The 13,275-nt window shown below is 65.0% G+C and carries 11 protein-coding genes and 2 tRNA genes; 4 read left to right on the top strand and 9 right to left on the bottom strand.

The window, feature by feature from the left end; all coding sequences use genetic code 11:
• Nucleotide 1: 1 nt before the first annotated feature.
• Nucleotides 2-77: transfer RNA gene (locus AB2N08_RS22735), tRNA-Glu, on the top strand.
• Between the two features lie 142 nt (nt 78-219).
• On the opposite strand, the gene AB2N08_RS22730 is transcribed toward AB2N08_RS22735, so the two are convergent.
• The 3 genes from AB2N08_RS22730 to AB2N08_RS22720 form a co-directional block, all read right to left on the bottom strand.
• Entirely contained in the window at nt 220-2,124 is a 1,905-nt protein-coding gene (locus AB2N08_RS22730; RefSeq protein WP_367613177.1) for a S8 family serine peptidase, read from the bottom strand.
• A gap of 24 nt (nt 2,125-2,148) precedes the next feature.
• Entirely contained in the window at nt 2,149-2,406 is a 258-nt protein-coding gene (locus AB2N08_RS22725) for a hypothetical protein (protein ID WP_367613176.1), read from the bottom strand.
• Between the two features lie 69 nt (nt 2,407-2,475).
• Nucleotides 2,476-3,378, bottom strand: coding sequence for a hypothetical protein (locus tag AB2N08_RS22720; protein ID WP_367613175.1), 903 nt, complete (start codon nt 3,376-3,378; stop codon nt 2,476-2,478).
• 352 nt (nt 3,379-3,730) lie between these two features.
• Here AB2N08_RS22720 and earP point away from each other — a divergent pair, with 352 nt between their 5' ends.
• Nucleotides 3,731-4,906 (top strand): elongation factor P maturation arginine rhamnosyltransferase EarP, encoded by a 1,176-nt coding sequence (gene earP / locus AB2N08_RS22715; RefSeq protein WP_367613174.1) that lies wholly within the window; start codon nt 3,731-3,733, stop codon nt 4,904-4,906.
• A 107-nt stretch (nt 4,907-5,013) separates the two neighbouring features.
• Nucleotides 5,014-5,589 (top strand): elongation factor P, encoded by a 576-nt coding sequence (locus tag AB2N08_RS22710; RefSeq protein WP_343025486.1) that lies wholly within the window; start codon nt 5,014-5,016, stop codon nt 5,587-5,589.
• A gap of 59 nt (nt 5,590-5,648) precedes the next feature.
• Here the strand turns inward: AB2N08_RS22710 and ilvD are convergent, their stop codons facing one another.
• Nucleotides 5,649-7,514, bottom strand: a complete 1,866-nt coding sequence (gene ilvD, locus AB2N08_RS22705; protein ID WP_367613173.1) for a dihydroxy-acid dehydratase — start codon at nt 7,512-7,514, stop codon at nt 5,649-5,651.
• A gap of 186 nt (nt 7,515-7,700) precedes the next feature.
• On the opposite strand from ilvD, the gene AB2N08_RS22700 reads away from it, so the two are divergent.
• On the top strand, nt 7,701-9,281 hold the full coding sequence (locus AB2N08_RS22700; RefSeq protein ID WP_367613172.1) for an amidase: 1,581 nt from the start codon (nt 7,701-7,703) through the stop codon (nt 9,279-9,281).
• 4 nt (nt 9,282-9,285) lie between these two features.
• On the opposite strand, the gene AB2N08_RS22695 is transcribed toward AB2N08_RS22700, so the two are convergent.
• The 5 genes from AB2N08_RS22695 to AB2N08_RS22675 form a co-directional block, all read right to left on the bottom strand.
• A complete protein-coding gene (locus AB2N08_RS22695) occupies nt 9,286-9,777 on the bottom strand; it encodes a TssQ family T6SS-associated lipoprotein (RefSeq protein ID WP_367613171.1) in 492 nt (163 codons plus the stop codon).
• Nucleotides 9,774-11,066 (bottom strand): PEGA domain-containing protein, encoded by a 1,293-nt coding sequence (locus AB2N08_RS22690; RefSeq protein ID WP_367613170.1) that lies wholly within the window; start codon nt 11,064-11,066, stop codon nt 9,774-9,776. The genes AB2N08_RS22695 and AB2N08_RS22690 overlap by 4 nt, the downstream gene beginning before the upstream one ends.
• Nucleotides 11,067-11,203: 137 nt before the next feature.
• Entirely contained in the window at nt 11,204-12,610 is a 1,407-nt protein-coding gene (gene dbpA / locus AB2N08_RS22685) for an ATP-dependent RNA helicase DbpA (protein ID WP_367613169.1), read from the bottom strand.
• A 27-nt stretch (nt 12,611-12,637) separates the two neighbouring features.
• Nucleotides 12,638-12,871 carry a hypothetical protein gene (locus AB2N08_RS22680; protein WP_367613168.1) on the bottom strand — a complete coding sequence of 78 codons (234 nt, stop codon included), beginning with the start codon at nt 12,869-12,871 and terminating at the stop codon, nt 12,638-12,640.
• A gap of 77 nt (nt 12,872-12,948) precedes the next feature.
• A tRNA-Met gene (locus tag AB2N08_RS22675) sits at nt 12,949-13,025 on the bottom strand.
• Between the last annotated feature and the right edge of the window lie 250 nt (nt 13,026-13,275).

Below are 13,275 nucleotides of genomic sequence, written 5' to 3'. Positions count from 1 at the left end.
GGTCCCCATCGTCTAGAGGCCTAGGACATCACCCTTTCACGGTGAGTACCGGGGTTCGAATCCCCGTGGGGACGCCAGACAGAGAGCCGGAGCCGGCCACGACAGTGGGGCTCCGGTTTTTCTTTGGCGCCGCTACTCTCTGCCTTCGCCACCTCTGCCTTTGCCACCTCTGCCTTCGCCACACCGACGGTCGCCTCATGACGGCAGCACAACTTCATTTCACCAGAGCGCGATCCGCATCGGCGCGAATGGATACTGCAACGCCATCCCCTGATTTTGCATCTGCTGATTCTGCATCCCTTGAGGTTGCATGCTGGCGCCGGCCGCGCCGGGACGGCCACCGTCACCCGGCGGCATCGCATACATGCTACCCGGCGCCCCGAATCCTGCCGCCGCGCTTTGCCACGGCATCGCCTGCTGCGCCGTAGGCAAGCCCAGCGCCACCAGGGCATCGGGCATGCCGTAGCCGATGTGTGTGGGATCGCTCAGCGTGACCGGTCGTGCGCTCATTCGCAGTATCTGGAACAGATGTTCGACCCGTTCTGGCGAACGCGCTTGCACCATGGACCCGAATTCTGGCCGGTGCGCCAGCACCAGTGCGGCCAGACCGGCCACATGCGGCGCCGCCATCGACGTGCCATCCCACGCTGCAAAATTATTCGGCGGCACCGACGACACGACGGCGACGCCCGGAGCGCACACATCGACTTGCGGCCCGAAGCAACTGAAACGCGCCGTGAAATAGCCATACATGTCGATGTCGGCGCCAATGGTTTCGGCGTGGTAGCTGTCGGGCGGAAACTCGCCGATCTTGCCGATCGCCGCAACGGCCAGTACGTGCTGTGACGATGCCGGGTATTGCACGGCAGCGGCCGAGTTGCCGGCGGCGGCAATGCAGGCCACGCCGGCCTGCTTGGCGCGCACGATCTGGCGCTCGAGCGCCTCGGAGGGGGCCGATCCGCCCAGGCTCATGTTCACGACGTCAATGCCATGCTCGATGCAATATTCAAGGGCGTCGATCAGTTGGCTGATCTGGCCGCCGGGGAATAGTTTGCAGACGTGGATTTCAGCTTCAGGTGCAAAGCCGCGAATGCCCCAGGCCGGATCGCTGGCGGCAATCACACCGGCGCAGTGCGAGCCATGCCCGAGCGCATCGACATTCCAGGTGCTGTGGTCGGTGCGCTTGTTAATGATGTCGAAGCCTTCGTGGATCGTGTTCAGGTTGCCGTGCGTGGTGGCAGCGCCGGAATCGATGACGGCGACCTTGATGCCGCGCCCGCGAAATTGCTGTGGCACCTGGTCGAGGCGCATCGCGCGTGCGCCCCAGCCGATCGCGCTTTGCTGCGGCAGGCCGCGCAGCGCCGGCCAATCGGCCAGCGCGCGCACCATCACGACGTTCGGCTCGTCAGGGCGCAGGTCGGGGTCGCGCTGGTAGAAGCTCCAGTAATCGGCGCGCGGTTTGACGTACACGCCGCTGATCGTGCTTGCATCGTCGCCATACAGATGCAGGTGCGCTACACCGTCGGCACCGGTAACGGCGCTGCTGGGCAATACGCCGCCGAACAGCGACACCTCGACGTCGGGCAATGGCGCGCCATCCTTGTCAACTACGGCCAGCAAGAGTTCGGATTGCGGTCCCTGATAGGGGGTGAGTGAGCTCACCAGGTCGGGACGACGCAACATGGGGTCGAGCAGTTCGAGGTGCTGGTCGCGTTCAACCAGCAACTGGCCCTGGCCACGCTGCAGCAGTTCGCTGGCTTTTTGATCGGTCATGCGTGCTACCACGACGCCTTCGGTGCTGTCGCCCGTCGAAGACGGGCCGAAGCCGGCGGTGGCCAGCCCGGCGCGGGGCGTGATGGTGTCGACCACGTCGATATCGGGCAGGGCAGTGAGCGCCTGCTGCACGGCGGACAGGCCCAGAGGCGCCATCCAGCTGCTGGTGCCAAAGCCGCCGAGCGTCGCGCGTGGCGCCACCAGGTATTTTTTCTTGCGCTCGACGACCGGGCGCCCGCGTGGAGCGACGGGAATCCCACCGTCGGCGGTGCGAATGTCTTCTGCGCCGTCATGCGATGCGGCGGGCGTCTGCTGCGCATCGGCAGCGCCGTCTTTTGCTTGCTTTGCCATTCTGTGTCCTTTACCCGGGGCCGCTCAATCGAACAGCGAAAGCGGTTGGTCGGGCTCGATCGTTAACTGGTCAAGAGTCTGTTGCCGCAGCCGTTCGGCAGTGGACACGTCGGTTTCGACAACCGCCGTGTGCGGCGGACCCGACGACGGACCGATCAGGTCGACAACCTGCACGCCGGGTTCGGTGCTCAGGGTCGCCAGGAACTTGACCAGTGCGTTGTCGTCGCTCGCGGCGCGCACGATGTAGCGGCCGAGTGGGGTGGGAGGTCGTGAAGCCGGCATGGCAATGACTCCTCAATGCGAGGTCACCACCGGCACATGTCGGCAGTGACCTGGCTGGGTTGTGATGGTTTAGTGGACGGTTTGCTGGCCAAACTGCTGGCCCGGCTGGCCATACTGCGCCTGCTGGCCCCCGAACTGCTGGCCTCCGAACTGCTGTCCGCCGAACTGTTGCCCATACGGATCAGCCGACGCCGGCACATACCGGCCGAGCTGCGATGCCACGCCACCAATGGCTGCGCCCAGTCCGTGGTTGCCCAGCTGTTCGCCAATGAAACTGCCTACCGGCCGTGCGTACTGGGTGATGGTATTGCCGATCCAGCCCTGCGGCGCCAGTTGACCGCCTTGCTGCGCAATTTGCTGCTGCAAAACGAGGGCCTGTTGCTGGACCTGCTGCAACAGTTGCTGCAATTGCTGTTGCTGCGCCTGCAGCTGCTGGAGCTGGGCGATCGGGTTCTGCTGCTGCTGGGTCTGCTGCTGCGCTTGCGGGTCGGCGCCGAATGGCGACAACCGGGCGAACTGGGAATAGTCGCTGATCATATTGCCCAGGTTGCGGTTGCCGGTCAGGTTGCCGACCAGCGCGCCGGCGGGTTTGCCGATCGTGCTGATCAGATTGCCGAAGAAGCCGCCCTGCGGGGTCAGCTGACCTTGTTGCTGCAGTTGCTGCATCTGTTGCTGCTGTTGCAGTTGCTGCAGTTGTTGCAACTGCTGGAGTTGCTGCAGCTGTTGCGGGTCGAACTGCTGCTGCGCGCCCATGCCGCCGGATGGATCGGCCGAGAATGGCGACAGGTTTCCGAGGAAGTTGCCGGCCACCTCACCGATGCGCCCGCCGGCGCCGCTGTTGCCGAACCAGCCGCCGATGCCGCGACCGAGTGCGCCGCCGAGCGTGCCGCCGAACATGTTGCCCAGGCCTTGTGGCGCGAATTGTGGTTGACCAGATTGTGGTTGGCCAAATGGTTGTTGATAGTCGTTCATGATGCTTGCCTCCGGTTGGTCGGTCGCGCTGCGGCCGGCCAAAACCAGGCTGGACCCGCCACAAACGACCGTGTTCATGTGATTCGCGCCGCGGCGTGACCGGTGGCGCGAGGGAAGGGCAGGATGGCGGCCTTTCGAGGCTGCTTTTCCTGCAGGTAGGCGTTCGACCGGTGCCTGGAGATGAAGTTTTGGCATTCTGCCGATGCAGGCAACGTTAAATTCGGTCGTTGCGCTAGCGCAGACGCGCGCCAGAAAGACGCGTATTTCTTCGCCAGGCGCACTGGGACTTGAGAAAAATCACCTAGTAAATTCAGTTAGAATGACGGCCCCTGCTTCCGCGCCGTCCGCACCCATGTCCCTGTCTTCCTCCGCGCCATCGCTGGCGATCTTCTGCAAGGTTGTCGATAACTTTGGCGACATCGGAATCTGCTGGCGCCTGGCGCGCCAGCTGCGCGACGAGCATGCGCTGGCGGTCACGCTGTGGGTCGACGACCTGGTCAGCTTCCAGCGCATCTGCCCCAAGGTCGCGCCGGCGGCGGCGCAGCAGGCGATCGAAGGCGTGACGGTGCGTCACTGGCAGGATCAGGAGGGCGCTTTCGGCCCCGACGACATTCCCGACATCGTGATCGAGTTTTTCGGCTGCGAGCTGCCCCCGGGCTACCAGGCGGCGATGGCCGCCCGCATGCCGCGGCCGGTCTGGCTGAACTACGAAGGCTTGACGGCCGAGGACTGGGTCGAGGGCTGCCACCGTCTGCCGTCGATGCACCCGCGCCTGCGCCTGACCAAGCATTTCTATTTCCCCGGCTTTAACGAACGCACCGGCGGGTTGCTGCACGAAGCCGGACTGGATGCGCGCCGCCGAGCATTCCAGCAGGATCCGGCCGCGGCAGCCGCCTTTCTCGCGCGCTTTGGCGTCACTGCCACCGAGATGGCGGCGCGCAAGGTGTCGCTGTTCTGCTACCCGAACGCCCCGGTCGCCGCGCTGTTTGGCGCCTGGCGCGACGATTCGGCGCCCACGCTGTGCCTGGTGCCGGAAGGCGTCGCGCCCGAGCAGGTCGCGGTGTTCCTGGACGCCGCGCCAGTGGCTGGCACGCATGCCACGCGGGGCAGCCTGACGCTGCGCGTGCTGCCGTTCGTCCCCCAGGCCGACTACGACCTGCTACTCTGGGCCTGCGACGTGAACTTTGTGCGTGGCGAAGATTCATGGGTGCGGGCGCAATGGGCCGACCGCCCCTTCATCTGGCATATTTATCCGCAGGACGAAAATCTGCACCATAAAAAGCTGCGCGCGTTCTTGGCAGTGTATGCGCAAGGCTTGCCGGCCCTGTCGGCGACCATGCTCGGCTGGAACGATGCACAAGCGGTCGAGGACTGGGCCGGCAACTGGCGCGCACTCCAGGCCGAGTTACCCGACATCGAAGCGCGGGCCGGGGCGTGGCGCGGGGCAGTGCTGGCGCAGGGCGATCTGGCCACACAACTCCTCGATTTCGTGCGCGATCTGAGGTATGCCCAGGAAAACAGCGTATAATGCCCGGTTAGTTTCTAACGGATTCCGACGATCAAACGCAGGTCCGGGGCCTTGGGCCCACCAGCCGGCGATGATTTAATGCAACTATCTTTTTACGTAAAATATCTATGAAACCCGCAAAAGAAATTCGTGTTGGCAACATCATCATGGTTGATGAAAAGCCGTTCATCGTGCTGCGTTCCGACGTCAATGGCTCGAGCCGCACGGGCTTCACCTACAAGTGGAAGATGAAGAATCTTCTGACCAATGCACCACTGGAAAACGTGTTCCGTGGCGATGACAAGTTCGACGTCGTCGTGCTGGACAAGAAGCCAGTGACCTACTCGTACTTCGCCGATCCGCTGTACGTCTTCATGGACGCCGATTACGAACAGTTCGAAATCGAAGAAGAGAACCTGGGCGACGCCCTGTTCTACCTGAAAGACGGCATGGAATGCGAAGCCGTGTTCTATGACGGCAAGGCCATCTCGGTCGAACTGCCAACCACCATTGCACGCCAGATCGTGTACTCGGAGCCGGCAGTCAAGGGCAACACGTCGGGCAACGTCCTGAAAGAAGCCAAGATCGAAAACGCCATCGAAGGCAAGCAGCACACCGTGATGGTGCCGTTGTTCGTCAGCGGCGACGACATGATCGAAATCGACACCCGTACCAACGAGTACAAGAAAGTCGTGCGTAACTAAGCACGGTTTTCTCCATAAAAAAACGCTGCCTCGGCAGCGTTTTTTTTCGTCTGTATTCTTTATTTGCGGCGCAACTGCGCCAGATCGCGCACGGCGCCGCGGTCGGCCGACGTGGTCAGCGCCGCATACGCCTGCAGCGCCTGCGACACATAACGCTCGCGACCCAGCGGCAACCAGGCGTCAGGCCCCAGCGCGTCCATCGCCGCGCGGCGGTGCGCCAGCTCCTCGGTCGTCACGCGCAGGTTGATGGTGCGCTCCGGGATGTCGATGTCGACCATGTCGCCTTCTTGCACCAGCCCGATCGCGCCGCCTTCGGCTGCTTCTGGCGACGCGTGCCCGATCACCAGCCCCGACGAGCCGCCCGAGAAGCGCCCGTCCGTAAACAGCGCGCACGCCTTGCCCAGGCCCTTCGATTTGATGTACGAGGTCGGATACAGCATCTCTTGCATGCCCGGGCCACCTTTTGGGCCTTCGTAGCGGATGATGACGACGTCGCCGGCCACCACGTTGTCGCCCAGGATCGCCTCCACTGCCGCGTCCTGGCTCTCGAACACGCGCGCCCGGCCCGAGAACTTGAGGATGCTTTCGTCCACGCCGGCCGTCTTTACGATGCAGCCTTTTTCGGCGATATTGCCGTACAAGACCGCTAGGCCGCCATCTTTCGAATACGCATGCTCGCGGTCGCGGATGCAGCCCATGGCGCGGTCGAGGTCATTCTTTTCATAGCGTTCCGATTGCGAGAACGCCACCTGCGTCGGCACGCCGCCCGGCGCCGCGCGGAACCACTGGTGCACGGCGGCGTCGCTGCTCACCGCGATGTCGTATTGCGCGATCGCCGCCGCCATCGTCGGGCTGTGGATCGTCGGCAACGACGTGTCGAACAGCCCGGCGCGCGCCAGTTCGCCCAGGATCGAGAAGATGCCGCCGGCGCGGTGCACGTCTTCGATATGGTACTTGTCGGTCATTGGCGCCACCTTGCACAGGCAGGGCACCAGGCGCGAGATGCGGTCGATGTCGGCCATCGTGAAATCGACCTCGGCTTCGTGCGCGGCCGCCAGCAGGTGCAGCACGGTATTGGTCGAGCCGCCCATCGACACGTCCAGCGCCATCGCGTTCTCGAACGCGGCCTTGGTGGCGATCGAGCGCGGCAGCACGGAATAATCGTCGCCTTCATAGTGGCGCTTGGCGGTCTCGACGATCAGGCGGCCAGCGCGCAGGAACAGTTCCTTGCGGTCGGCGTGCGTGGCGACGATGGTGCCATTGCCCGGCAGCGCCAGGCCCAGCGCCTCGGTCAGGCAGTTCATCGAGTTGGCCGTGAACATGCCCGAGCACGAACCGCAGGTCGGACAGGCCGAGCGTTCGATCTCGGCCACGTCGGCGTCCGACACGGTGGCGTCGCCCGCCTTGATCATCGCGTCGATCAGGTCGAGCTTGATGACCTTGCGCTCGTTGTTGACCACCTTGATGACTTTGCCAGCCTCCATCGGCCCGCCCGAGACGAACACCGTCGGGATGTTCAGGCGCATCGCGGCCATCAGCATGCCGGGCGTGATCTTGTCGCAGTTCGAGATGCAGACCATCGCATCGGCGCAGTGCGCATTGACCATGTATTCGACCGAGTCGGCGATCAGGTCGCGCGACGGCAGCGAGTAGAGCATGCCCCCGTGGCCCATCGCGATGCCGTCGTCGACGGCGATGGTGTTGAATTCCTTGGCCACGCCGCCAGCGGCTTCGATCTCGCGCGCGACCATTTGCCCCAGGTCTTTCAAGTGGACGTGGCCCGGCACGAATTGCGTGAACGAATTGACGACGGCGATGATTGGCTTGTCGAAATCGCCATCTTTCATGCCGGTGGCGCGCCACAGCGCGCGTGCTCCGGCCATGTTGCGGCCCTGGGTGGTGGTGTGTGAACGGTAAGTCGGCATGGAATTCTCCCAAGATAATGCAAAAAACAATGATCGGATCAGGGTGACGGTTGGGGCTGGATTTGTCCAATATATGATGGACGCATCTGTAGGTCGTCTCGCGTATCACAGCCCGTCGCAGCGCGTCACAAGCACGTTCTAGTTGCTGCTATGCTATTGCTTGGCCATTTGACGGAGCACACAGGCATGGAGCGCAGGGATTTTGTACGGATGGGATTGGCCGGCACGGTGGCCAGTACGAGTGTGCTGGCGCATGCCGCGCCATCGAAGACGGCGCCCGCCGCCATCCTTGACGCCGGTGTCCACGCCCAGCAGCAGGCCATGCGCGCTGGCACCCTGACGGCGCACGAGCTGGCGTCGCGCTACCTGGCCCGCATCGCGGCGATCGACCGCGCCGGGCCCCGTCTGCGGTCGGTCATCGAAACCAATCCCGACGCACTCGCCATCGCCCGCGAGCGCGACCGCGAGCGCAAGGCCGGCAAGCTGCGCGGCCCGCTGCACGGCATCCCGATCCTGCTCAAGGATAATATCGCCACCGCCGACAAGATGAGCACGACGGCCGGTTCGCTGGCGCTCGATGGCGTCAAGGCGCGGCGCGACGCCCACATCGTGGCGCGCCTGCGTGCTGCCGGCGCGGTCATCCTGGGAAAGACCAATCTGTCGGAATGGGCGAATATGCGTTCGACCCGCTCGACCAGCGGCTGGAGCGGACGCGGCGGCCTGACCCGCAATCCGTACGCACTTGACCGCAACACGAGCGGCTCGAGTTCGGGCTCGGCGTCGGCGATGGCGGCCAGCCTGGCCACGCTGGCCGTGGGCACTGAAACCGACGGGTCCATCGTCTCGCCGGCGTCGACCTGCGGCATCGTCGGCATCAAGCCGACACTGGGTCTTGTCAGCCGCAGCGGCATCATCCCGATCGCGCATTCGCAGGATACCGCCGGGCCGATGACGCGCAGCGTCGCCGATGCGGCGCTGCTGCTGGCGGCGCTGGCCGGCATCGATCCGCAGGATGGCGCCACCGCCCGCGCGCCGACGATCGAATATGCGAACGCGCTGCGCAAGGATGGTCTGCGCGGCAAGCGCATCGGCGTGGCGCGCGACTTTTTCGGTGGCAATGACGGCGTGAATGCGCTGATCGAGAAGGAACTGGGCGTGCTCAGGGCGCAGGGCGCGGTCCTGGTGGACGTGGCGGTGCCTAATACCGACAAGTACGGCGAGTCCGAGCTGACCGTGTTGCTGCACGAATTCCGGCCCGACCTCGAGGCCTGGCTGGCGGCGTACGCGCCGCACGCGCCCGTGAAAACGATGGCCGACATCATCGCCTTCAACGTACGCAATGCAGGCAAGGAAATGCCGTTCTTCGGGCAGGAACACCTGATCGCGGCCCAGGCGGCGGGCGGCCTGCAAGCGCGCGAGTATGTGAAAGCACTGGCCAACAACCACCGCTACGCGCGCGACAAGGGAATCGACCAGGTGCTGCGCGCCTACAAGCTCGACGCGCTGGTGGCGCCCACCGGCGGGCCGGCCTGGCTGACGGATACCGTCAACGGCGATCATTATGGCGGGAGTTTTTCGTCGCCGGCAGCGGTGGCGGGCTACCCGCACATCACGGTGCCGGCGGGCTTCCTGCGTGGTTTGCCGATCGGCCTGTCGTTTGTCGGCACGGCGTGGAGCGAGCCGGCGCTGATCGGGATGGCGTATGCCTACGAGCAGGCCAGCCGGCGCCGCCGCGCACCGACTTACCGGGCGCGCATCGGCGCCTAGCGTTTCAGCGGCGCGCGGCCTGCTTGGCCTGCGTGAACACCGGGCCCCACAGCGGGTGCCCGTGCTCACCGGCGGCCAAATCGAACCCCGGATCGAGCCGGAAAGCGCCATCGAACGTTTCGCGGCACAGCGCCTGGCGCCCGCTCACGCAATAGCTGAACGCCGTGTACTTGGCGGCAGACAGGCGCTCGCGCGGCGTGGCGCCTTTCATGTCGGCGCCGTTCAGGCGCCGGATCGCACCGTTGTAGTCGCCATCGTTGTACAGCGCGATGCCTTCGCGCAGCGCGACGTCGCTCTTGTCGACCGTGCCGGCGGCAGGGCGGCTGGTGCGGTCGGTGCGCTGGGCGCGTTCGGCGCGCGGGCGCACGTCGTCAGCCTTGGGATGGGCGCGCGCTTTTTCCTTGCCGCCCAAAGCCGGACCGAATTCGGCGCAGCCCGACACCATCACGGCGATCAGTGCAACCGCCGGCAGGTAAGTTACAAATCGCGTGCTCAAGGCGTTGTCTCCTCGGTGAAATCAAGTTCGATCGTGCCGCTCTGGCCCTGCACCGACTGTACGGTGACGGTGTGCTCGGGGAAGCCCGGGTTGACGATGCGGATCGTGTGCTCGCCCGGCGGCAGCGTGATGTGCTTCAGGGGCGGCGTCGTGCCGCGCTCGACGCCGTCGACGACGATCGTGCCCCACGGCTGGATCAGGAGTTTATAGGTGGTGCCGGCGACGGCGGCTTCGGGCGGCGTGCCTTGCGGCGCCAGGCGCACCGCTGTTGGCGGCACGACGGCGTCGGGCTTGGCCGGCGGCGGGGTGGTGGCCGTCGTGGCCGTGCGCGGCGCGACCTCGTCGATCACTGGGGCATCGAGCTGGGCCGGGCCTTCGGTGAGCGTGACCAGTGGCGCCGGGGCGTCAGTGGCAAGCGGCGCCTCCGAAGGCGGCGGTAGCGCCAGCGTGTCGCTGGTGTCGGCCTGGCGCATCAGTGCGAACAGGGCCAGCAGCGCGGCGACGATCAACGCGATCGCGCCGATGAGCAGCGGCCAGCGTTTCTTGTGAGGCTGGGCGGTGGCGGCAACTGGCGCGGGCGCCACCGGCGTCGAGGCATTGGCGGCGGCGCGCATGGGGATCGGGCCGGATGCGGTCGGCGCCTTCGGTGGCGCCACGGGTTCAGGAACTGGCACTGGCGCAGGTGTCGGCGTCGTAATCGGCATTGGCCCCGGCGTCGGCCCCGGCTCGGCCACGATATGCCCGGCAACGCCGGCCAGCGGCGACACGGTCGGCGCCACCAGATCGTCATCGATCGGCGGCAGGGACATGGCAGGCTTCGGCGCCAGCACGGCAATGCCCATCAGGCCGCGCATCTGCTCGATGGTTTGCGGACGCACGGCCGGGTCGGGCGACAGGCAGCGGTCGAGCGCCGCCAGGAAGCTGTCGCTGTACTCATTCAATCCCAGCGTGCGCAGTTGGGTGACCGGCGCCAGCTCTTGCGAGATCGCGTAATGCATCACGGCGGCCAGGTCGTACAGGTCGCGCGCTTCGTATTCGGCCGGCACGGCGGTGTCGGGCAGCTCGCTGTAGCCCGGCACCAGCATCGGGTCGCCCGAATCGAGGATGTGCAGGCTGTCGGGCGTGATGCGCCGGTGCGGCACGTTCATGCCGTACTGCACTTCGAGCGATTGCAGCACCTGGCGGATGATGCGGCGGCACCAGGGCTCGCTGACCATCTCGTGGTTGTACTCGACGATCTCGCGGACCGTGCGGCCGTCGAGTTGCTGCGGGGGCGTGCTGGGGTTCATGGCATCTTGCCGGTCGCCGCATGAACGGGCCGGACGAATGTTTATTTATTGCAAATAATGCCAGATTTGCAGGGAAGAGGGTACTACCGTCTCAACTGTGCGCGGCAGGTATGCCCGCCGCGCATTATGCAGAGCGGTCAAGCGTCGAGAAAACGCATCTTGAACCAGCGGCCCTTGATGACGCCAAAGCCCGCGCCAGGCGAATCGCCTTCGCCGAGGCGCTTGACCGCCGCCTGCGCCACGCTGCGCTCGAGCGCGACATAGCTGCTGAATTCGCCAATATTGATCTTGCCGACCTGTTCCTTGCTCAAGCCGGCGTCGCCCGTGAGCGCGCCCAGCAGGTCACCGGGGCGCAGCTTGGCTTTCTTGCCACCGGCGATGACCAGGGTAACCATCGGCGCCGGCGATGCCGGTTCGGCATCGTCGCCGAGTGCAGCCAGGCTTTCCCACACGGCCGGCTGATCCTGGTACTTCTCGATCAGGGAGACCCATTTCTTTTCGTTCGGCGCGCACAAGGTGTGCGCCATGCCGCTGCCGCCGGCGCGACCGGTGCGGCCGATCCGGTGCACGTGCACCTCGGGGTCTTTCGACACGTCGACGTTGATCACGGTGCCAAGATCGGCGATGTCGAGCCCACGCGCGGCGACGTCGGTGGCCACCAGCACCGAGCAGGAGCGGTTGGCGAACAGCACCAGGATTTCATCGCGCTCGCTCTGCTCGAGTTCGCCGTACAGCGCGCGCGCCGAAAAGCCTTGCGCCTGCAGGGCGTCGGCCAGTTCGCGGCAGCGCGCCTTGGTATTGCAGAACGCCAGCGCCGACACCGGCCGATGATGGCGCAGCAGGCGGCCAACGGCATCTTCGCGGCCCTCGAAACCGATCTCGTAGAAGCGCTGGTCGATCTGCTCGAAGCTGTGCTTGCCCTCGACCTTCACTTCCAGCGGATCGCGCAGGAAGCCTTGCGTGGCAAAGCGGATATCGTCCGGATAGGTGGCAGAAAACAGCAGGGTCTGGCGATGCTTCGGCGTGGCCGACACGATGCCGGCGATCTCGTCATAGAAACCCATATCGGTCATGCGGTCGGCTTCGTCCAGCACCAGCGTCTGCACATTGGCCAGGTCGAGCGTGGCGCGGCCCAAATGGTCGCGGATGCGGCCCGGCGTGCCGACGACGATGTGCGCGCCATGCTCGAGCGAGGCGATCTGCGGGCGCATCGACACGCCGCCCGTGAGCGTCAGGATCTTGACGTTGCCCACGCCGCGTGCGAGGCGCCGCAGTTCGCCGGCGACCTGGTCCGCCAGTTCGCGCGTCGGGCACAGCACCAGGCCCTGAATGGCGAACCAGGCCGGATTGAGCTTGTGCAGGATGCCAATACCGAACGCGGCGGTCTTGCCGCTGCCGGTCTTGGCCTGCGCGATCAGGTCGCTGCCAGCCAGGACGGACGGCAGCGTTTCCGCCTGCACCTGCGTCATGTGGTCGTAACCGAGTGTTGCCAGATTGGCGAGGAATTGCGGCGTGAGGGCCAGCGAGGTGAAATCGGATTGCATGGAAGCCTCCAGCCGGCTGGGCCGACGCTATTGGGGATCGGGCGCCCAGACCGGCAGGCCGGTCAGGTCGAGCTTGTCGTCGCGGCGCCAGACAGGCAGGCCGGAGTTGTCGGTTTCATCGATCAGGCAGAGTTGTTCTTGCTTGAGTGAGCCGCGGCGGGGACGAGGGCCGGTGCGTTTTGGTTCGGTTGCCACATCGAGCGGCGCGGCCGGCTCGAAACCAGGCAGATCGAACGTTGCGTGGTCTTTCTTGTCTCTCATCCTCTGCCTTCGAGGTTGCTTTTTGCTGCCTCAGAAAACAAAAGCCCGGCTCGTTGAGTCGGGCTTTTGCATTGTGTTGGTTGCGGGGACAGGATTTGAACCTGTGACCTTCGGGTTATGAGCCCGACGAGCTGCCAGACTGCTCCACCCCGCAGCGCAATTATAGCGCGCTCCACACTATTTTGCAAAGCGGTGTGGTGGTTGGTGTTTTGGGGCGGCATTCAGTGCGCGTGTTCAGTACCTGACGCTTAAAAACCGTCATTCCCGCGAAGGCGGGAATCCAAGTACGTTGCTGGTTGATATCGCTGTTGTGGCTAGCGCCGCTGAACTTGGATTCCCGCCTGCGCGCACTGCTGTCCGGAATAATTTGCTTGACTTAGGAAGTAGGGGTTGCAGGCATTGGT

The sequence above is a fragment of the Massilia aurea genome, from assembly GCF_040790145.1.
Lineage (GTDB): Bacteria > Pseudomonadota > Gammaproteobacteria > Burkholderiales > Burkholderiaceae_D > Telluria > Telluria aurea_C.
The sequence above is the reverse complement of the archived record's forward strand: the minus strand, read 5'-3'. Positions and strand labels throughout refer to the sequence as shown.

Bases quoted from the DNA above. Each gene is read 5' to 3' on its own strand.
- ilvD (WP_367613173.1), bottom strand. From the start codon at position 7,514: ATGCCGACTTACCGTTCACACACCACCACCCAGGGCCGCAACATGGCC.
- AB2N08_RS22720 (WP_367613175.1), bottom strand. From the start codon at position 3,378: ATGAACGACTATCAACAACCATTTGGCCAACCACAATCTGGTCAACCA.
- AB2N08_RS22680 (WP_367613168.1), bottom strand. From the start codon at position 12,871: ATGAGAGACAAGAAAGACCACGCAACGTTCGATCTGCCTGGTTTCGAG.
- dbpA (WP_367613169.1), bottom strand. From the start codon at position 12,610: ATGCAATCCGATTTCACCTCGCTGGCCCTCACGCCGCAATTCCTCGCC.
- AB2N08_RS22725 (WP_367613176.1), bottom strand. From the start codon at position 2,406: ATGCCGGCTTCACGACCTCCCACCCCACTCGGCCGCTACATCGTGCGC.
- AB2N08_RS22730 (WP_367613177.1), bottom strand. From the start codon at position 2,124: ATGGCAAAGCAAGCAAAAGACGGCGCTGCCGATGCGCAGCAGACGCCC.
- AB2N08_RS22690 (WP_367613170.1), bottom strand. From the start codon at position 11,066: ATGAACCCCAGCACGCCCCCGCAGCAACTCGACGGCCGCACGGTCCGC.
- AB2N08_RS22710 (WP_343025486.1), top strand. From the start codon at position 5,014: ATGAAACCCGCAAAAGAAATTCGTGTTGGCAACATCATCATGGTTGAT.
- earP (WP_367613174.1), top strand. From the start codon at position 3,731: ATGTCCCTGTCTTCCTCCGCGCCATCGCTGGCGATCTTCTGCAAGGTT.
- AB2N08_RS22700 (WP_367613172.1), top strand. From the start codon at position 7,701: ATGGAGCGCAGGGATTTTGTACGGATGGGATTGGCCGGCACGGTGGCC.